Genomic DNA, 20,513 nt, shown 5'->3' with positions numbered 1-20,513 from the left:
TCTTAAACATTCATCACTATTTTTATTTAGAAGGATATTAATATGAAATTAAACAAATTATTTTTTGCTGCAATGGCTATCGTATCAACCTCACTCGTAGGCTGTGCGGAATTACAAAAGGAATTAGGCAATATTGGAAAATCCGCTAAAGATAGCGCGGTACAAAGAGCACAAATGGAAGCAAGTAGCAAAGCTTCAGACGCTGTGGGTAAGGCTTTAGGTTCTAAATACTAAAAATCCATTAGTCGTAAATAAGCGTTTCCCTTTCACCATAAAGAGAAACGCTTATTTTCTTTGGAAGAGTTGATACGCTCAATCAAGACAAATCTGAATACATTTGAAAATTTATAAATTTTTCACCGCACTTGAATTAAGGCAGTAAATAGAGATAAACGGTGATCTCTTCCCTATCGTGATACAAATGTTTTGCTTTAAGTTTGAATTTAAGCCCTTGTTTATCCAAGGCTTGCTCAATCATTGCTAAACATTCTTTGACTTCCACATAACGCTTTTTCATCGGCAATTTTAAGTTGAAAATGCTGGCTTGACACCAGCCATTGAGTAACCATTTTATGATGAGTTGTGCAATACGGCTAGGTTGTTCCACCATATCACAAACTAACCAATCAATGCGGCGGCGTTTCGGCGGCTGAAATTTAAAACCGTCTTCCGCACAATGTTCGATCCGCCCTGTTTCGTGCAGGCTGGCCGCCATTTTGCCGTGATCCACTGCGTAAACAAATAAACCACGTTTGACTAGTTGATACGTCCAACCACCAGGACAAGCACCAAGATCGACCGAATATTGATTTTCATTCAGATATTGGCTTTCTTTTTGTTTCGGAATAAAGGTTAAGATGGCTTCTTCTAATTTCAGGGTAGAACGGCTTGGTGCATCTGCGGGAAATTTAAGCCGTTGAATGCCCATAAAATAAGGGGAATGATTGTGGTTGTAGGAATACCCAACATAGCACGCGGTGGATTGCAAGAAAAAAACGTGTAAAGTTACCGCACTTTTGTGGTTATCTTTACCCTGTAAAAAGCCTTCTTTTTTCAAGGCATTACGCAACGGTACAGTAAATTTTCGACAAAACCCTGAAAGTGCTTTTGCTTCGTTGGTATCGGCGGTTTCGACAAATAATTCTGTGCTATTTTTGAGTTTTTTCGCCAATCCGCTTTGGCGATATTGCAATAAAATAGGACTAATGCGATCTTCAGGGGAAAGATCTTGTAATAACTCTGACACCACAATCATTTGGCGAGCAAAAATCAGTTGGTCGAAAGGCAATTCTTGCGCAAGGCGATCGGCTTCACCTGCTTGATAACATTCAAAAATCACATAGCCTGAATTCGGTTCAACACGGGCAAAACCAAACACGCCACGCTCGCTGGCTTTATCGGTGATTTCCGCGGCTAATTCTTTTTCAAAACCAATACGGCAATATAAGGCAAGTTTATTCATTATTGTTTCTTATTTCTTTAATTATCCATTGGCGGAACGCCAAAATTTGTTCATCATTGGCTTTATCTAGTTGATTTACCACATAAAAAGATTTTGGATCTTTTAGCTGAATAGGCAACACCACTTGCAATGTGCCACTGTCAATTTCTTGCTGAGCCAGTACACGATTAGCCAACACAATGCCTTGTCCGTGTACAGCGGCTTGTAATGCCATAAAAGTATGGCTGAATATAGATCCGTGTTGAATATCCAGCTCTTTTAATTGTAAATAATTTGCCATATTCTGCCAGTTGTCACGAGTATGAATATGGATAAGCGTATGTTTTTTAAGATCTTCAGCTGAATGTACTGGCTGTTTAGCCAAGAGTTTTGGCGAGGCGAGCAAGAGCAAATTTTCTTCTGCTAATTTTTCCACTTGTAGATTTTCCCACGCGCCGCGTCCATAGTAAATGGCAATATCAATTTCACGATTTAACAAACCTTCATCTTGATCTACCCCTGTCAAGCGTACTTCAATATCAGGATAAAGCGCATTAAATCCGCTTAAACGCGGCACAAGCCATTGAATACCAAAGGTTTGTGGTACGCTGATGGCAATATGTTTTTCATTTTTCTGTGTCATTAATTTTTGTGTGACTTCTGACAAACGGCGTAAAATTCCAGTAACTTCTTGGAAATAAATTTGCCCTAAATCCGTTAAAACTAAGGCTCTGTGCTTGCGTTTAAATAAAATAATGCCCAAAAAATCTTCTAATAATTTTATTTGATGACTTACCGCAGCTTGAGTGACAAAGAGTTCATCTGCTGCTTTTGTGAAACTTAAATGACGTGCTGCACATTCAAAAGCTTTCAGGGAATTTAAGGGAGGCAAACGTTTGTTCATAATTTATTCTCAAAGATAAAATTGTCGGTCATCAACATGCCCAACTCTCTCATTAGTTTTTTTTATGCTAAGGATAAAAAAATATCCTTTGTCCAGTAAAATATATGTCTCTACAATTTGGCACATACTTAATGATTGCTAATTCCTTATTAGTTAAGAGTTTCGACTTAAGTATGATGTTGTGTTTGCATGGTTCGGGAAACCGAACAGAGTAACCTAGTTACTCATTTCACTTCCTGTATATTTATTGAACCATTTTGGTTAAGCACCGCTCCCTTAGAGCGGTGTTTTTTTATGCCGTGATCCTAGCATAATTAGCTAATTACTCGAAATAGATTTATTAAATTCAGCAATATCCTATTGCTAAAAAAATAAATAAATAAAAAAATTAGCGTACTTTTCTGATTGCAAGTTTTTAAGAATGGTGTAAATTAATCTCATTAGTTGTAACAATATCATTTAAGGAAACAAAATGACAATCAAAGATCTTGACTGGCAAAATCTTGGTTTTGGTTATATCAAAACCGATTACCGCTATATCGCTTATTGGAAGAATGGAGAGTGGTCAAAAGGTGAATTAACCCAAGATAATGTTCTACATATTAGTGAAGGTTCTACTGCATTGCATTATGGTCAACAATGCTTTGAAGGTTTAAAGGCCTATCGCTGCAAAGATGGTTCTATCAATCTATTTCGCCCCGATAAAAATGCTGAACGATTACAAAAAAGCTGTCAGCGTCTATTGATGCCTGAAATTCCTACAGAAATGTTCATCGATGCTTGCAAGCAAGTCGTCAAAGCTAACCAAGAATGGCTTGCTCCTTATGGTACAGGTGCAACGCTTTACTTGCGTCCATTTATGATTGGTGTTGGTGATAATGTTGGCGTAACCCCTGCACAGGAATATATTTTCTCTATTTTCTGTTGCCCCGTTGGTGCTTATTTTAAAGGTGGTCTAAAACCAACTAACTTTATTGTGTCTGAATATGACCGCGCAGCCCCACATGGCACTGGTGCAGCAAAAGTTGGTGGTAACTATGCAGCTAGCCTTTATCCAGGAAAACTCGCGAAACAGCGTAATTTCAGCGATTGTATTTATCTTGACCCCGCAACTCATACTAAAATTGAAGAAGTGGGCGCGGCAAACTTCTTTGGTATCACAAAAGACAATAAGTTTGTGACACCACTCTCGCCTTCCATTTTACCGAGTATAACCAAATATTCATTACTTTATTTGGCAAAAGAACGCCTTGGCTTAGAGGCGATTGAAGGGGATGTTTATATTGATCAACTTGACCAATTTAAAGAGGCGGGAGCTTGTGGAACAGCCGCTGTTATCACACCAATTGGTGGTATCCAATATGGTGATGATTTTCATATTTTCTATTCAGAAACTGAAGTTGGCGAGATCACTAGAAAACTATATGATGAATTAACAGGCATTCAATTTGGTGATGTTAAAGCACCTGAAGGTTGGATTGTAAAAGTAGAATAATCTTGTCATAGGCTACTGCGCCATAATAGTAGTAGCCTTCTCTCGGAAAGCTAACAATGATGATCTTATATTTCATTTATCTTCATATTTTTTGTGCATTTTTTAGTTTAAGTTTATTTATTATCCGTGCCTTGATGCAGTTTAACCAGCGTAATTGGCGTGAAATAAAATTACTAAAAATTCTACCGCACTTATCCGATACCTTATTATTAGCAAGTGGAATAGCTGTTCTGATAAGCTTTGAAATTGGCTTCCCATGGTGGATTGTAGCTAAGGTTGTTTTATTGATTGGTTACATCATTCTAGCAACCACTTTTTTCAAATCAACACAAGCTCGCCCTATCCCATTCTTGCTCGCACTGCTCGCCTTTTGTGGTGCTATTTTTATCGGATACAATCATTAATTAAAAATTAGGGGCCTAAATACCTAGCCCCTTAAACCTAACTATTGTAGTTGATAGATCTAGATACTATAAATCTAACTGTTTCACCATAACATTAATTTACGTTTACCCAAAGAGCGTTCTTGCATTTCACAATCAAATAGCTTTAGATGAAAGCTTAGTTGGTAAATAAGTAAGCGCTCAGTTATCTAACTGAGCCACAAAATAACTAAAAAAATAATAAAAATGATAATGTTGATAGATTTGCTATTGAACAAATGCCTCTGCTTATCTTGCCCTGAATAGCCTTTCTAGCCTAAAAACTAACGCGAAAGAAACAACGCTGCAGCTCCACGTACCCCACCAGAATCGCCGTATTTAGCTTTTTTGATGACAGGCACTTTAGCGCTACGCATTAAGTGTTTAGGCAGCGCTTTTGGCAGCGCTTCGTAGAGATAATCAAAGTTGGATAAACCGCCACCGAGTACGATCAAATGTGGATCAAGAGCGGTGATAATGTTGCCGATAGAAATGGCAGCGAGCTCCACAAACATTTCCACAAATTCCACCGCACGTTGATCTTTAGCGTAAAAACGCTGGATAATTTCTTTGGCAGATAGATTTTCCCCTTTGAGATCGCGGTACAGCATTTCAAAGCCACGGCCTGAAAGATAGGTGTCTAAACAGGCTTGATTACCGCAGCCGCAAGGGTAAATCGGTGCGTTATCCCAGCCGAGTAATTTTAAGGCGTGGTAATTAAGCTGCATATGCCCAAGCTCGCCCGCCATACCGATTTGTCCTGAGTAGATTTTGCCGTCAATCACTAAACCACCGCCAAAACCTGTACCAAGGATTAAGCCTAACACGCTTGGATATTGCTGATTTTCTTCTGCCCAAGCTTCAGATAACGCAAAACAATTTGCGTCATTTTCTGCTCGCACTTCACGATCTAAACGCTGACTTAAATCTTGTAAAATGGGTTTATTATCTGCCACACGAATATTAGTGATTTCCGCCAAGCCTGTTTCGTGGTTAACAAACCCCGGTAAACCCAGCCCAACCGTGCCTTTCTCGCTAAATTTTTCATCGGCTTTTTTCACCAAATTGACAATGGTATCAAGCCATTGCTCGTAGCTCTCTTTTGGTGTATCCACCCGTTCTGAATAGTGTTTTTCCAATTTTTCATTGAATACGGCAAGTTCAATTTTTGTGCCGCCAATATCAAATCCGTATAACATTGTTCACCTCAAAAAAATAATTGAAAATCTGACCGCACTTTATCACTGGAATCTGTTATTGCAATCTATCTTGCAAAGTGCGGTTGAAAATTGGTTTGTTTTTGATCCAATCGAATAATCCGCAATGAAATACCCACGCCAGCGACACGGAAACCAATAAATCAATCGGGTAATGCATTCCTAAACGCAAACGGCTGACTAACATTAGCACCGCCCAAACTGCAATGCCTGCGGTGAGATATTTCATTCCTTTATTGTTACGTCCAAGCAACTGCCCAAATCCTACCGCAAGCATTAACCAAGTGGCGGCAAAAATGCTATGTCCAGATGGGAAAGAATAGCCTGTTTCTTTGCTACGGTGATGCACCAAATGCGCATCAACTTGTTTATCTGCATAATAATCCAACACGATTTTTTCGCGTTCATTGCGAGGTTGATGGTAAAAATACTCAGGGCTAACGCTTGATTTTTCCGCCAACTGCACAATAAAAGGACGAGGTTCAGCAAACACTGTTTTGAGTGCCGATTTCACCCCTTGGGTCACGCTCACAGAAAGCGCCATTATCCCAATCACCGCAAAGGCTTGTTTTTTATCTTTAATACAGAAAAAATACGCCAAAGCAAGCACACCACAAGTGATAATGGCGTAAGGCAAGCTACCTGTTTCGGTTAAAAAATAAAAAAAAGTATCAAAAGTTGTGTAATCTTCGTCCCCTTGCCACTGCCAGTTAGTTAGCCACGCAAAAAAAGGCACAAGACAAAGCAATAAGGTATATAATGAAAGACGTTTTAACATTTTAATCACTCAATAAATAAAAGGTGTATTTTAACACTATTAGATAAAAAAAGAATGAAGGATTTAGCGATGACAAAAATTCAACGGGTTACAGAAGCAAATTTACCGACCGAATTTGGTTTATTCCGCATTGTAGGCTTTGAGTTTCCTGACACCAAAAAAGAACACGTTGCCTTAGTGATGGGCGATATTAGTAATCAAGATGAGCCCGTTTTAGCACGTATTCACTCAGAATGTTTAACCGGTGATGCGCTACACAGTCTGAAATGCGATTGCGGTTTCCAACTTGCCACTGCGCTGCGTCAAATTAGCGAAGAAGGGCGTGGTGTACTCATTTATCACCGCGAAGAAGGCCGCGGTATTGGCTTAATTAACAAGATCCGTGCTTATTCATTACAAGATCAAGGAATGGATACCATTGAAGCCAATCTTGCCTTAGGCTTTGCAGCAGATGAGCGTAATTTTGAAGTTTGTGCGGATATTTTTGATCTACTCGGTGTAAAACAAGTTCGCCTGCTCACCAACAACCCAAACAAAATCGACACAATGAAAAAAGCTGGGATCAACGTGGTGGAACGTGTTCCATTAAACGTGGGCGAAAACCGCTACAACACCGAATATTTAGACACCAAAGCAAAAAAAATGGGGCATTTCATCGTGCATAACAACCAAAAACACCTAATGACCTGCCCACATTGTCAGGAAGAAGTGCCGAGTAAGGAATAAAAAAATAAGCTCCTATCGTCTAACCAGATAACTACAAAAAATACTACTTTTTTTGTAAAAAACGCATAAAATATTCGGCATATTTGCACCCTAAGTAAAATATTGCTAAAGTGCCTACTAATTTTGCCGAAAAAAACTAGGAATAACAAATGAGCCAAGAATATTTAGATTTTGAACTCCCGATTGCTGAACTTGAAGCAAAAATTGAATCCTTGCGTGCAGTGGCGGGGCAAGATGATGAAATCAATCTTGATGATGAAATTGCTCGCTTACAGAAAAAAAGCGAAGAATTAACAAAAAAAACCTTTGCCAACTTAGATGCGTGGCAAGTTTCTCGTATGGCTCGCCACCCAAATCGTCCTTATACTTTAGATTATATTGAGCATATTTTCACTGAATTTGAAGAATTAGCAGGTGATCGCGCCTTCGCCGATGATAAAGCGATTGTTGGCGGTTTAGCCCGTTTAGACGATAAACCTGTTATGGTGATAGGTCACCAGAAAGGACGTAGTGTAAAAGATAAAGTGAAACGTAATTTTGGTATGCCTGCACCTGAAGGCTATCGTAAAGCTTTACGTTTAATGGAAATGGCAGAACGTTTTAAATTGCCAATCATCACCTTTATTGATACCCCAGGGGCATACCCCGGTGTAGGAGCGGAAGAACGCGGACAATCGGAAGCCATTGCTCGTAATTTGCGTGAAATGTCTATGCTAAAAGTGCCGATTATTTGTACGGTGATTGGTGAAGGCGGTTCAGGCGGTGCGTTAGCTATTGGTGTAGGCGATAAAGTGAATATGTTGCAGTATAGCACCTACTCAGTAATTTCACCTGAAGGTTGTGCATCTATTTTATGGAAAAGCGCCGATAAAGCCTCTACCGCCGCAGAAGTGATGGGTTTAACGGCAGATCGTCTGCAAAAATTGCAACTCATCGATAACATTATCCCTGAGCCATTGGGCGGTGCACATCGCAATTATGAGCAAATGGCACAAAATCTTAAACAGCGTTTACTGGCAGATTTAGTAGATTTAGAAATTCTTGATCCAGATACCTTGTTAGAACGCCGTTACCAACGCCTAATGAGTTACGGTTATTGCTAAAACATAAAAAATGTGCGGTTTTTTAACCGCACTTTTACTTTTAATCATTTTTAAATAGCACTATAAAGGATGAAAAAAATGAAACACCTTCTTTCCATTCAATCTCACGTTGTTTACGGTTATGCGGGCAATAAATCTGCCACCTTTCCAATGCAGCTGCTCGGCATTGATGTGTGGGCGTTGAATACCGTGCAATTTTCCAATCATACCCAATATGGTCAATGGACGGGAATGGTAATACCGCAAGAACAAATTGGTGAGATCGTGCAAGGCATTGATAATATTGGGCAATTGCATAAATGTGATGCGGTGATTTCAGGTTATATCGGCGCGGCGGAGCAAGTGGAAGAAATCATTAATGCGATACAAAAAGTAAAATCTCGCAATCCTAACGCTGTTTATTTGTGCGATCCGGTAATGGGACATCCTGACAAAGGCTGTATTGTGGCTGATGGCGTGAAAGAAAATCTCATCAACCTTGCCATGGCGAAAGCCGATATTATCACCCCTAATTTAGTGGAGTTGCGTGAACTGAGCGGTTTACCAGTAGAAAACTTTGCTCAAGCTATTGAAGCAGTGAAAGTGATTTTATCCAAAGGGCCGAAAAAAGTACTGGTGAAACACCTGAGCAAAGTAGGGCAAGATCCAAGCCAATTTGAAATGTTGCTCGCCAACCAAGAGGGCATTTGGCATATTAGCCGCCCACTTCACCAGTTTAACAAAGAACCTGTGGGCGTGGGCGATTTAACGGCGGGGCTATTTATGGCGAATTTGCTCAATGGCAAAAGCGATCTAGAAGCCTTTGAGCATACCGCCAATGCCGTTAATGATGTAATGACCGTAACGCAACAACAGGATAATTATGAACTGCAAATTGTGGCTGCACGTGAACAGATTGTTTGCCCTGTGAGCCAATTTAAAGCGGTGAAAATCGCCTAATATTGCCCCTTGCTATGACGCTAATTGAGCAATTTCAACAGCAATTACAACGCCAGCCCCACTCGCATTTTCTGATTGCCTTAAGCGGTGGGCTGGACTCTACCGTGTTGCTTGTGCTTTTAGCAAAATTACGCGAAAAACAACCGCACTTCCAGCTTCGCGCAATCCATATTCATCATGGCTTAAGCCCAAATGCTGATGATTGGGCGTACCACTGCCAACAGCTTTGCCAACAATTTTCCATTCCGTTGATCATTGAAAAAGTGCAGCTAGCACAAGGAATGGGCATTGAAGCCGCCGCACGTCAAGCGCGCTATCAAGCTATCGCTCGCCATATTTTAGCACAAGAGATTTTGCTCACCGCACATCATCAACAAGATCAAACCGAAACCTTTTTTCTCGCCTTAAAACGTGGTAGCGGTGTCAGTGGTTTATCTGCAATGAAAACACAAAGTGCGGTGTTTAATATCAACGTTTTTCGCCCCCTACTCGGCTTTTCACGCCAACAACTTTGGCAATATGCCACGAAAAATCAGCTGTCGTGGATTGAAGATGAAAGCAATCAAGATAATCAGTACGAACGCAATTTCTTACGCAATGAAATCTTACCAAAACTGCGTGAACGCTGGAGGCACTTCGATCAAGCGGTGCAACGCAGTGCCACCCACTGCGCACAACAACAACAGCTTTTAGCCGAATTATTACAACCCGAGCTGGAAAAATATGCGGATAAAACACACCGCACTTTTGATTTAACCGATTTCTCGCAATGGTCTGATTTGAAACAAAAAGCCCTACTCCGCTTATGGCTGGAAACCTTGCAACAACCAATGCCGTCCACCAAGCAGTTAGAACAATTGATTCAAGACGTGATTTTTGCCGAAACGGATCGCAATCCGCAATTTCAACTGGGTGATAAAATCCTGCGCCGCTATCAACAACGGTTATATTTAACGGAAATCTTTGCCGATCTGCGTGCGGTAAAAATTCCCGTTTACTTAAATCAACTGGTTGAATTACCTGATAATCTCGGCGAAATCAGCTTCACACAAAGCCAATCTGCCATTCAAATTCAATGGCAAGGAAAAAGCTATCAGTTGCCATTAACCAATGCTCAGATCTCAATCCGTTTTGCTTATTCGGGCAAAGTGCGCAATGCACAAGGTGTTCATCAAGACATCAAAAAACTGTGGCAAACGCACAATGTGCCAGTTTGGCAACGTACTCGCACTCCGCTGATTTTTTATGGCGAACACTTCCAAAGTGCGGTGGGATTTTTTCAAAATTTTGTGTCTATAAGCCGATCAAATTAGCACAATTTGCACCGCACTTTTTCTCCCATAAAGATAAGGTTTGACATAACTCGACCTTATTCCTATTATGCCCTTTATTTATTAAAACCTAAGCCTTAAAAAATGAAACAACATCCTTCTTTTTTTCTTATCCGACAAGCCCTTAAAGATCGCATTCTTATTTTAGATGGTGCGATGGGGACGATGATCCAGCAATATAAACTCACCGAAGACGATTTCCGCGGTGAGCGCTTTAAAGACAGCACAATCGATCTACGCGGCAATAATGATTTACTCACACTTACCCAACCGCTAGTGATTCAAGCTATTCACGAAAAATATCTTGCCGCAGGTGCAGATATTATCGAAACCAACACCTTTTCTGCCACCACCATTGCGCAAGCGGATTATGCCCTTGAAAGTATTGCTTACGAGCTAAATTTTGCTGGCGCTAAATTGGCACGTTTAGCGGCAGATAAATATAGCACGCCAGAAAAACCTCGCTTTGTGGCTGGCGTGCTTGGGCCGACTAACCGCACCGCGTCTATTTCGCCGAATGTGAACGATCCAGCTTACCGCAATATCACCTTTATGCAGTTGGTTGATGCCTATGCAGAAGCGACCAAAGGACTCATTGAAGGTGGTGCGGATTTGATTATGATCGAAACTATTTTCGATACCCTGAATGCGAAAGCAGCAGCCTTTGCCATTGATCAAGTGTTTGAAGAACTTGACATCACATTGCCAATTATGATTTCAGGCACGATTACAGATGCTTCAGGGCGCACCCTTTCAGGGCAAACCACGGAAGCGTTTTATAACTCGTTGCGTCACGTTAAGCCATTAAGCTTTGGCTTAAACTGCGCTCTTGGGCCAAAAGAATTACGTCAATATGTAGAAGTGATGTCAAAAATCTGCGAAACCTTCGTTTCCGTTCATCCAAATGCAGGCTTGCCAAATGCCTTTGGCGGTTATGACTTAGACGCTGAAGAAATGGCGAGTTATATTAAAGAATGGGCAGAAAACGGCTGGCTAAACATTGTGGGCGGCTGCTGTGGCACAACACCTGAGCATATCCGTGCCATTTCTGAGGTAGTGAAAAATCTGCTGCCAAGAACATTGCCAGATTTGCCTGTAGCAATGCGTTTATCAGGCTTAGAGCCGTTAAATATTGATGAAAATAGCCTATTTGTAAACGTAGGCGAACGTAATAATGTTACTGGTTCAGCGAAATTTAAAAAATTAATTAAAGAAGAACGCTATGCCGAAGCCATTGAGATTGCCATTGACCAAGTGGAAAATGGTGCTCAGGTAATTGATGTGAATATGGACGAAGCCCTGCTCGATAGCGAAAAATGTATGGTTCAATTTCTCAACATTATGGCAACTGAACCTGATGCCGCTAAAGTGCCTGTGATGATCGACTCTTCCAAATGGGAAGTAATCGAAGCTGGCTTGCAATCCGTTCAAGGCAAAGGGATTGTAAATTCCATTTCACTGAAAGAGGGCAAAGAAAAATTTGTTGCACAAGCCAAACTTATCCGCCGTTACGGTGCTGCCGCGGTGGTAATGGCATTTGATGAAGTGGGACAAGCTGATACCGAAGAACGTAAGGTGGAAATTTGTACCCGTGCTTACCATATTTTGGTTGATGAAGTAGGCTTTCCGCCAGAAGACATTATTTTTGACCCAAATATTTTCGCCATTGGCACAGGGATTGAAGAACACAATAACTATGGGGTAGATTTCATTAACGCCACAGGACGCATTAAACGCTCACTCCCCCACGCTAAAATTTCTGGCGGTGTGTCCAATGTTTCCTTCTCGTTCCGTGGCAACAATCCAATGCGTGAAGCCATTCACGCCGTTTTCCTTTATCACGCCATTAAACAAGGTATGGATATGGGGATCGTCAATGCAGGACAGCTCGCAATTTATGATGATCTTGATCCTGAACTGCGTGAAATTGTCGAAGATGCGGTACTAAATCGCCGTGCAGATGCCACCGATCGCCTGCTTGATATTGCAGATAAATACAAAGGTTCTGCCAATGAAACGAGCGATAATACCGTGGCAGAATGGCGTACTTGGCCGGTAGAAGAGCGTCTAAAACACGCCTTGGTGAAAGGCATCACTAGCCATATTATTGAAGATACGGAAGAAGCACGCCTGCAATTTAGCTCACCGCTAGAAGTGATCGAAGGCCCATTAATGGCAGGAATGGACGTAGTCGGTGATCTATTCGGGGACGGTAAAATGTTCCTCCCGCAAGTGGTGAAATCTGCGCGTGTAATGAAGCAATCAGTCGCTTATTTAGAACCATTTATCAATGCCACAAAACAAAAAGGCGTATCTAGCGGAAAAGTAGTGATTGCGACAGTGAAAGGGGATGTGCACGACATCGGCAAAAATATTGTAAGCGTGGTATTACAATGTAATAACTTTGAAGTAATCGATCTGGGCGTGATGGTACCAGCAGATAAAATCATTGAAACGGCGATCAATGAAAAAGCTGATATTATCGGTTTAAGCGGTTTGATCACACCATCGTTAGATGAAATGGAATATTTCTTAGGTGAAATGAACCGCCTTGGCTTGAACCTACCTGTGCTTATTGGCGGAGCTACTACCTCGAAAGAACATACCGCAATCAAACTCTATCCAAAATACAAACACGAAGTAATCTACACGACCAATGCCTCCCGTGCAGTAACAGTGTGTACGGCATTAATGAATCCAGAAAGCAAAGCGGAACTTTGGCAACGTACCAAGAAAGAATACGAAAAAATTCAGCACAGCTTCGCTAACCGCAAACCGTTACGCCAACAACTCCCTATTGAAGAAGCGCGTGCTAACGCCTTCCCAGCGTTTTCTGGTGAATGGGCAGATTATCAAGTACCACAGCCAAAACAAACTGGCATTGTGGAATACAAAAATGTGCCAATTTCCACCTTACGCCAATTTATTGACTGGTCGCCATTTTTCCGTTTATGGGGCTTAATGGGCGGTTACCCCGATGCCTTTGATTATCCCGAAGGTGGTGAAGAAGCACGCAAAGTCTATAATGACGCACAACAAATGCTTGATGAATTTGAGCAAAACGGCAAACTCAAACCAAGTGGAATTATGGGCATTTTCCCAGCTTATCGTAAGGGTGATGATATTGAAATTTATCAAAATTCCGACCGCACTTCTGTGGCAGGCGTGGCTCATCATCTGCGCCAACAAAGCGAGCGTGGCAAAAATAGTAAAAGCCCATATAACTTTGCCCTAAGTGATTTTATTGCCGATCGCGAAAGTGGCCAACAAGATTGGTTTGGTATGTTCGCCGTGTGCGCAGGAATTGAAGAACACGATTTAGTAGAAGGCTTCAAAGCTGCAGGCGATGATTATAATGCCATTTTATTACAAGCTGTAGGCGACCGCTTGGCCGAAGCGATGGCAGAATACTTACACTTTGAGCTGCGCACTAAGGTTTGGGGCTATTCCAATGAAACCTTCAATAACGAAAATCTGATCGCAGAAAATTATGTGGGTATCCGCCCTGCACCGGGCTATCCAAGCTGCCCAGAACATACAGAAAAACAACTGATTTGGGATTTACTTGAAGTGGAACAACGCATTGGAATGAAACTCACCGAAAGTTACGCAATGTGGCCCGCTGCCAGCGTCTGCGGTTGGTACTTCACCCACCCAGCCAGCAACTACTTCACTCTAGGTCGCATTGATGAAGATCAAGCCTTCGACTACGCCCAACGCAAAGGCTGGAATGAAAAAGAAATGTATAAATGGCTAGGAGTTTCGATGAAGTAAATTGAAATAAGTAAACTAAAAAAGTGCGGTGAAAAATCACCGCACTTTTTCTATTTCATACATTTATCAATCTCACCAATCCATCTTTTTTCCACATCAATCTCCGCCTTAACCCCAAACGCAATGGCTAAATTTTCTGCGGTTAGGACGTTTTGCGTGTTGCCGTGGGCAAGTAAGTTGCCTTGGTGGAGCAAGATGATTTCATCGCAGAAACGGTAGGCAAGATCAAGGTGGTGAATGGCAACCACGCAGGTAGTGTTTGGGGTGAGTGATTTTAATTGTTCTAAAATATCAATTTGATAATAAGGATCAAGGGGCGCGATAGGTTCATCTGCCAATAAGATTGGTGCGTTTTTTATACAGCAACGGGCAAGCTGAACACGGGCTTTTTCGCCACCTGAAAGTTGTTGAAAAGATTGTTCTAATAGATGGTGAACAGAAAATTGGCTTGCTACTTGCTGGATCTTTTCTTGCTGCCCTTGTTTATTTGACGGGTGAAATAAACGATCAAAAAACCTGTCTTTTTTTGACCGCACTTTTTCCTTAGGTGTAAGCATCATTTCAGGCAAGCCGAGCGCAATCACATCATAAGCAGATAAATCCCAATAAATATTGGTACTTTGCGCAAAATACGCCAACATTTGGCTTTTTTCAGCCAAGCTCATTTCAGTGAGCGGTTTGTCGTTCAATAAAATTGAGCCTGTTTCGAGTGGTAAAATGCCCGCAATAGCTTTGAGCAAAGTGGACTTCCCTGCCCCGTTGCCACCCATTATTCCCACCAATTTACCTTGGGGAATTTGGGCGCTGATATTTTTAATGCCATAAGCAAGGCTAACATTATGCAAGTTAATCACGGGCTAATCTCCGTTGTTGAGTAAGCAAAATCCAAATCAAGCAAGGTGCGCCGATAATGGCGGTGAGCGTGCCAATATAAATATGCGAGAAAAATGGCACATATTGAATAGCAAGATCGGCAAGTAACAAAAGTAACGCGCCAATTAACCCGCTAGTGAAATAAAGTTGTGAAGGGCGTTTTTTCAGCCAGATGCGCGCAAAGTGCGGGGCAATTAAGCCGATAAATCCGATTGTGCCAGTTTGTGGAATGGTGGCCCCTACCAGCAGCGCCACGCCAAGGGTGGTGATAAAAAAGCTACGTTTTGGGTCAATACCCATTGTGCTGGCGGTTTCTTCCCCAAAAGTGAGTAAATCAAGGTAATGGCGTTGGCAATATAAACAGATTCCACCCACAACTACAATAGGTAAAGAAAGTAAGAGCGGTTCAATTTTTGCCCACATTAATGATCCCTGCAACCAGCGGTATAATTCTGCTAATGCCCAAGGGCTTTGTGCATTGGAAAGCAATAAGGCGATGGCTGAGCCGAGCAACATATTCACCGCAACGCCGGCTAAGATCATCATTGTTGTGCCTTTATTTTTGGCGATAACATAGACTAACAAAAAACTACCCAACGCGCCGAAAATACCGCCAAACAGTAAAAAAGATAAAGGTAAGGAAAAATAATAGAGCAAAAACACGCTCGCCGTGGTTGCGCCATTTGCCGCTCCCAGTAACCCCGGACTCGCCAAGGGATTTTGAAATAAGCCTTGCATTGCATTGCCGGCCACTGCAAGGCTTGCTCCCGTTAAAATGGCTAAACCAAGTCGTGGCAAGCGAATATCCCATAGCACTAAAGATCGCATATCGGTGGCGATCCCCTGTGCATCGCGTAAATAAGCAAAATCCCCCAGCTGATGAAAAATCGCAAAGGCAATCAACAAAAGTAATAAGGCAAAAAGGGAAAGGTTTAATCGTTTCATTCTGCTTGCTCTCTCTTATTCAGTTGGCGATAAATCATCGCCGCGCCTTGCCAAACACCCTGATCAAAGCAATAACCATATTTCAGCGGCATTGTCGCCATTCGCTGTGCAGAGAACATATTGGCAATTAAAGGGTGTGTCAGCACTTCCGCCTGTTCGTTATAACCTTGTTTATCACTAATGGAAATCAGCCAATTTGGCTGCGCACGCAAGAGTTTCTCTAGGGAAAAATTTTGCGCCGTAATCGTGCTTTGAAGGGGCGTTAAGCCAAGCAATTTTAGTAAGGTTTGGTATTGCGGAAAAATCGGTTCAACTACGCCTGTATCGGAAAGAATTAAGGTTTGCGTATTACTTTGATGGAGCTGAAAATCGCTATTTTTTAGCTTTTCTACTAACTGCTGGGCGTGGGTTTCGTTGCCAAAACGCTTGCCTAATTCGAGTATCAAGGCGAAAAGCTGTTCCACTGTTTGTGGGCTGTCATTAATAGGCAAAATTTTTACCCCGAGTTTTTTCAGATCTGCCACTAACTGGGGATAAAACTTTTCGTTAAGCAGAATAGTTTTATCCAAATAGGGCAATAAATCCGTTAATCGTGCGTTAAGTGCGGGTTTATTTTGATTAATTTTATCCAACATCATCAATGAATTGGTGGAATAAATAGATTGTGCAGCAATTTGTTCAGGGCGAGCTAATTCCGCCAACAAACGATCACTGCATAGGGTGAGCGAAACAAATTGCTCTTGCGCCCAAAGCGGAATGGAAAAGAAAAGTGCGGTGAAAAATACGCGGATTTTTTGCATTAAAAAATGATGTCCCAAAAAACAACAAAGTGCGGTGAAAATTTTGTTAATTTTACACCGCACTTTCACAAAAGCCTATCTGCTTATGGGTTAGAAGCTGCCTTTTAAGCCCACATATAAGGTGCGACCATATTGGCCATAGCCTACGATATTTTCGTATTTTTTATCAAACAGATTATTCAAGTTCGCATACACATTTAAGTTTGGTGTAACTTGATAATTCGCGCCAAGGCTAACCAAGGTGTAAGAAGGCATTTTTACTCGTGAAGAAGCGTAAGTCGTTTCATCAAAGTAAGTATCAACGCGTTTGCCTACATAGTTTACATTCAAATTCGCACCTACCGCTTCAGTGATCTGATAAGCTAAACCTAAATTCGCCATATGTTTTGGACGGCGAACTAATGCTTGCCCTTTGCTATCTTTGGTTTGGGTGTAAGTATAATTGGCATAAGCGCTTAAATCATCGGTGATTTTGCCGTTATAAGCAAGTTCAACACCTTTGATTTTAGTCGAACCACTCATATTTACCGCTTGTGAAACCCCATTAGGCAAATAGGCAGTACTAATAAAGTTTTTCACATTGCGCGCAAAATAAGTTACATCTAAGCTATGGCGTTTATCTGTGGTTTCAAAAAGCAAACCAATATCCCCACCATTGCTTTTCTCAGGTTTAAGGTTTGGATTAGGTAAAAATGCACCGTTGTAACCATAAAACTCGGTGATTGTAGGATTTTGAATGGCTGTACCAAAACTTGCGTGCGCTTTCAGATTTTGTAATACACGATAAGTTCCCGCAATACGTCCAGTGAAACTGTTGTCATAATGATTACTATCGATATAACGTCCGCTTAGGCTTAAGCTATAATCATTTTCACTAAACAAACGATATTCCGCTGCCACGCTTTTTTCCGTTAGCTGCTTTTTACTGTTAGCATAAGAACCAAAATCATAGCTAGAACGTTGATACTCTGTAAGCAAACTAAATGCTTGCTCCAATTCACCCTCACGATCAAAATTAATGTCTAACTGATAGTTTGCATTTAGCTTTTTGGCATCATAACCACTTGCCCACGAACCAAGTGTATCGCTGTCGGTTTTTTGATGGCTAACGCTTGCTTTATGTTTAAACAACTCTTTTTCCGAGCCAACATAGCCGCTTAATTTAAAAGTTGTTTCACGAGTTCGGGTATAATCATCAAAGACGGTTTCTGCAGCATAGCTATTATCAAAATGTGCCGTTTGACTAGAATGGCTCGCTAACAGATCGATACCTTTTTCACCATCATCATAGCCTACGCGTAATGACAGACCATCACGGTGGAATTTATCTCGCTCTTTTGCTCCCCCTGTACTCACGCGACTACCATCTTCCGCTACATAATGGAAACGATTTGAGCTATAAGCTGAAATGCCTTTTGTGTGATGGCTATCGCCGTGCAAGCTATAATAAAATCCGTTTTGCTGACCAGAAAGAGTCAGTGAGCCGTCATAAGTGCCTTTTGAACCTGTACCTAAGTCAAAATCCACATTAAATGGTTTGTCCTTATAAAGCCCGCTTTTCGTGTTGATATAAACCACACCACCCATTGCATCACTACCCCATAACGCCGATTGTTCTCCACGCAACACTTCAATGCGATCAATATTGCTTAGACTTAATCCGCCGAAATCATAGCCATAGCCTGAAACAGGATTGACTTTTACACCGTCAATAATTACCGCAGTGTGATTTGGATCTGCGCCACGCAAATAAAGGCTGGTCAATGTACCACGTCCCCCAGATGCGCCCAATGCCACGCTTGGCACGGTTTTTAATACATCAGAAACATAGGTGGCGTTGCGTTCAGCAAAATCTTTTTCGGTTAAAACCGTTACTGATGAGGCGGTTTGATCTCCGCTTACTGGCGTGGCGTAAGCAGAATACACATAGATAGGTTCAAGTTCTTGGCTTTGCGGAGTATTTTCTACTGCATAAAGTGCGGTGGAAAATGAGAATAAAATCGCAGTTGTAATCATATTTTTTTGCATAATTAATCCTTAAATTATAAATAAACGGCACTATTTTGACATAGTGCCTTACCTTTCTCAAATGGGATAATTCCATCAAGGTTATGAAGGCAATTCATTCTAGGAACTTACCGCTCCCCCTTTGATAGCTTGCTCATTTTTCAAAATTAGCCTTGATAATGCCCCACGCCCAGTTCATCTTCTTTGCGCGTGCGGTTAATCACCGCTTGTGGGGATTGTACCACGCGTAAGCCCATTTGATCTTCGGTGCGCACCACATCACCACGCAGTGAGTTGGTGAACACATCGGTGATTTTAATATCAACAAATTTACCGATCATATCTGGCGTTCCCACAAAGTTTACAATACGGTTGGTTTCCGTGCGCCCAGTGAGTTCCATTAAATCTTTCTTAGACGGCCCTTCCACCAACACGCGCTGTTCTGTGCCAAGCATTGCACGACTAAATTGTGCCGCTTGGTTGTTAATGCGTTGTTGTAGCACATAGAGACGCTGTTTTTTCTCATCCTCACTCACATCATCAGGAATATCCGCTGCCGGCGTTCCCGGACGGGCAGAATAGATAAAGCTAAAGCTCATATCGAAATTCACTTGTGCGATCAGGTTCATCGTATCTTCAAAATCTTGATCCGTTTCACCCGGGAAACCAACGATAAAATCAGAGCTGATTTGAATATCAGGACGCACTTTGCGTAATTTGCGAATAATGGATTTATATTCCAACGCCGTATGCCCACGTTTCATTAAATTCAAAATACGATCGGAGCCACTTTGCACTGGCAGGTGTAAGAAACTCACTAATTCAGGCGTGTCCGCATACACATCAATAATATCGTCAGTAAATTCAATCGGGTGGCTCGTGGTGAAACGCACGCGATCAATGCCATCAATCGCTGCCACTAAACGCAATAATTCAGCGAAAGAACAAATACCGCCATCGTGCGTTGGACCGCGATAGGCATTCACGTTTTGCCCTAATAAATTCACTTCACGCACGCCTTGTTCCGCCAGCTGTGCGATTTCAAATAGCACGTCATCAAGGGGACGGCTCACTTCTTCGCCACGGGTGTAAGGCACTACGCAGAAAGTACAATATTTATTACAGCCCTCCATAATTGATACGAACGCCGTTGGGCCTTCCGCACGCGGTTCTGGTAAGCGATCAAATTTCTCAATTTCAGGAAAACTGACGTCCACCACAGAGCTTTTACCACCACGGATCTGATTGATCATTTCAGGCAAGCGGTGCAAGGTTTGCGGGCCGAATACAATATCCACATAAGGCGCACGGCTACGAATATGCTCGCCTTCTTGTGATGCTACACAACCGCCCACGCCGATCACTAAACCGGGGTTGGTTTTCTTTAATTCTTTCCAACGTCCTAATTGATGGAACACTTTTTCCTGTGCTTTTTCACGAATAGAGCAAGTGTTCAGCAACAACACATCCGCTTCTTCTGGAATATCTGTTAATTCCAAGCCGTGTGTGCTATTTAATAAATCTGCCATTTTTGAGCTGTCATACTCATTCATCTGGCAGCCCCACGTTTTAATATGTAATTTTTGCGTCATAATTTGCTTTAAATCGTTTAACCTGTAAAAATCAACTGGCTATTTTACCGACTTGTGCTGGTGGTGGCTAGTTAAAATAATCTTTTCTTTTGAATTTTACTCATAAAAGGTAAACTAGCAGGCAGTGAAAAATGCAAGTGCGGTATAAAAATAGGCAAAAAAATCA

General features: G+C 41.7%; 17 protein-coding genes. 8 read left to right on the top strand and 9 right to left on the bottom strand.

The features are described 5' to 3' along the window. Positions 1–42: 42 nt before the first annotated feature. Positions 43–234, top strand: coding sequence for a hypothetical protein (locus L5B71_RS00455; protein ID WP_265756332.1), 192 nt, complete (start codon positions 43–45; stop codon positions 232–234). Positions 235–370: 136 nt separating this feature from the next. Here the strand turns inward: L5B71_RS00455 and rlmM are convergent, their stop codons facing one another. Beyond that, positions 371–1,462 carry a 23S rRNA (cytidine(2498)-2'-O)-methyltransferase RlmM gene (rlmM, locus tag L5B71_RS00450; RefSeq protein ID WP_265756330.1) on the bottom strand — a complete coding sequence of 364 codons (1,092 nt, stop codon included), beginning with the start codon at positions 1,460–1,462 and terminating at the stop codon, positions 371–373. Next, on the bottom strand, positions 1,455–2,345 hold the full coding sequence (locus tag L5B71_RS00445; RefSeq protein WP_265756329.1) for a transcriptional regulator GcvA: 891 nt from the start codon (positions 2,343–2,345) through the stop codon (positions 1,455–1,457). Before L5B71_RS00445 ends, rlmM begins: the two co-directional genes overlap by 8 nt. 472 nt (positions 2,346–2,817) lie before the next feature. Between L5B71_RS00445 and L5B71_RS00440 the strand changes: the two genes are divergently transcribed. Together L5B71_RS00440 and L5B71_RS00435 are read left to right on the top strand one after the other, a co-directional pair. Next, positions 2,818–3,840: a branched-chain amino acid aminotransferase gene (locus tag L5B71_RS00440; RefSeq protein WP_265756327.1), complete on the top strand. Its 1,023-nt coding sequence runs from the start codon at positions 2,818–2,820 to the stop codon at positions 3,838–3,840. A 59-nt stretch (positions 3,841–3,899) separates the two neighbouring features. Then, positions 3,900–4,244 (top strand): SirB2 family protein, encoded by a 345-nt coding sequence (locus L5B71_RS00435; RefSeq protein WP_265757754.1) that lies wholly within the window; start codon positions 3,900–3,902, stop codon positions 4,242–4,244. Between the two features lie 302 nt (positions 4,245–4,546). Here the strand turns inward: L5B71_RS00435 and nagK are convergent, their stop codons facing one another. Next, on the bottom strand, positions 4,547–5,461 hold the full coding sequence (nagK, locus tag L5B71_RS00430; protein ID WP_265756325.1) for an N-acetylglucosamine kinase: 915 nt from the start codon (positions 5,459–5,461) through the stop codon (positions 4,547–4,549). Positions 5,462–5,516: 55 nt separating this feature from the next. Beyond that, the gene (locus tag L5B71_RS00425; protein WP_265756324.1) at positions 5,517–6,257 is read right to left on the bottom strand and encodes a phosphatase PAP2 family protein; all 741 of its coding nucleotides are present in this window, start codon (positions 6,255–6,257) and stop codon (positions 5,517–5,519) included. Positions 6,258–6,326: 69 nt separating this feature from the next. Here L5B71_RS00425 and ribA point away from each other — a divergent pair, with 69 nt between their 5' ends. The 5 genes from ribA to metH all read left to right on the top strand — a co-directional run bounded on the left by ribA (position 6,327) and on the right by metH (position 14,130). Next, positions 6,327–6,983 carry a GTP cyclohydrolase II gene (gene ribA / locus L5B71_RS00420; RefSeq protein ID WP_265756323.1) on the top strand — a complete coding sequence of 219 codons (657 nt, stop codon included), beginning with the start codon at positions 6,327–6,329 and terminating at the stop codon, positions 6,981–6,983. Positions 6,984–7,132: 149 nt separating this feature from the next. Then, positions 7,133–8,086 carry an acetyl-CoA carboxylase carboxyl transferase subunit alpha gene (accA, locus tag L5B71_RS00415; protein WP_265756321.1) on the top strand — a complete coding sequence of 318 codons (954 nt, stop codon included), beginning with the start codon at positions 7,133–7,135 and terminating at the stop codon, positions 8,084–8,086. Positions 8,087–8,164: 78 nt separating this feature from the next. After that, complete coding sequence (gene pdxY / locus L5B71_RS00410) at positions 8,165–9,025, top strand: pyridoxal kinase PdxY (RefSeq protein WP_265756320.1); 861 nt, start codon at positions 8,165–8,167, stop codon at positions 9,023–9,025. Between the two features lie 14 nt (positions 9,026–9,039). Next, positions 9,040–10,338, top strand: a complete 1,299-nt coding sequence (gene tilS / locus L5B71_RS00405) for a tRNA lysidine(34) synthetase TilS (protein WP_265756319.1) — start codon at positions 9,040–9,042, stop codon at positions 10,336–10,338. Positions 10,339–10,440: 102 nt separating this feature from the next. Beyond that, entirely contained in the window at positions 10,441–14,130 is a 3,690-nt protein-coding gene (metH, locus tag L5B71_RS00400) for a methionine synthase (protein WP_265756318.1), read from the top strand. Positions 14,131–14,180: 50 nt separating this feature from the next. Here metH and L5B71_RS00395 read toward each other — a convergent pair whose 3' ends face one another. The 5 genes from L5B71_RS00395 to miaB form a co-directional block, all read right to left on the bottom strand. Further along, complete coding sequence (locus L5B71_RS00395) at positions 14,181–14,984, bottom strand: ABC transporter ATP-binding protein (RefSeq protein WP_265756317.1); 804 nt, start codon at positions 14,982–14,984, stop codon at positions 14,181–14,183. Continuing rightward, the gene (locus tag L5B71_RS00390; RefSeq protein WP_265756316.1) at positions 14,977–15,948 is read right to left on the bottom strand and encodes a FecCD family ABC transporter permease; all 972 of its coding nucleotides are present in this window, start codon (positions 15,946–15,948) and stop codon (positions 14,977–14,979) included. The genes L5B71_RS00395 and L5B71_RS00390 overlap by 8 nt, the downstream gene beginning before the upstream one ends. Then, a complete protein-coding gene (locus L5B71_RS00385) occupies positions 15,945–16,748 on the bottom strand; it encodes a helical backbone metal receptor (RefSeq protein ID WP_265756314.1) in 804 nt (267 codons plus the stop codon). Before L5B71_RS00385 ends, L5B71_RS00390 begins: the two co-directional genes overlap by 4 nt. Before the next feature lie 90 nt (positions 16,749–16,838). Next, the gene (locus tag L5B71_RS00380; protein WP_265756313.1) at positions 16,839–18,776 is read right to left on the bottom strand and encodes a TonB-dependent receptor plug domain-containing protein; all 1,938 of its coding nucleotides are present in this window, start codon (positions 18,774–18,776) and stop codon (positions 16,839–16,841) included. 146 nt (positions 18,777–18,922) lie between these two features. Next, positions 18,923–20,347 (bottom strand): tRNA (N6-isopentenyl adenosine(37)-C2)-methylthiotransferase MiaB, encoded by a 1,425-nt coding sequence (miaB, locus tag L5B71_RS00375; RefSeq protein ID WP_265754105.1) that lies wholly within the window; start codon positions 20,345–20,347, stop codon positions 18,923–18,925. Positions 20,348–20,513: the final 166 nt, after the last annotated feature.

Origin of the sequence: Avibacterium sp. 21-586 (genome assembly GCF_026226775.1) — a bacterium.
In the GTDB taxonomy this organism is placed as follows: domain Bacteria; phylum Pseudomonadota; class Gammaproteobacteria; order Enterobacterales; family Pasteurellaceae; genus Avibacterium.
The sequence above is the reverse complement of the archived record's forward strand: the minus strand, read 5'-3'. Positions and strand labels throughout refer to the sequence as shown.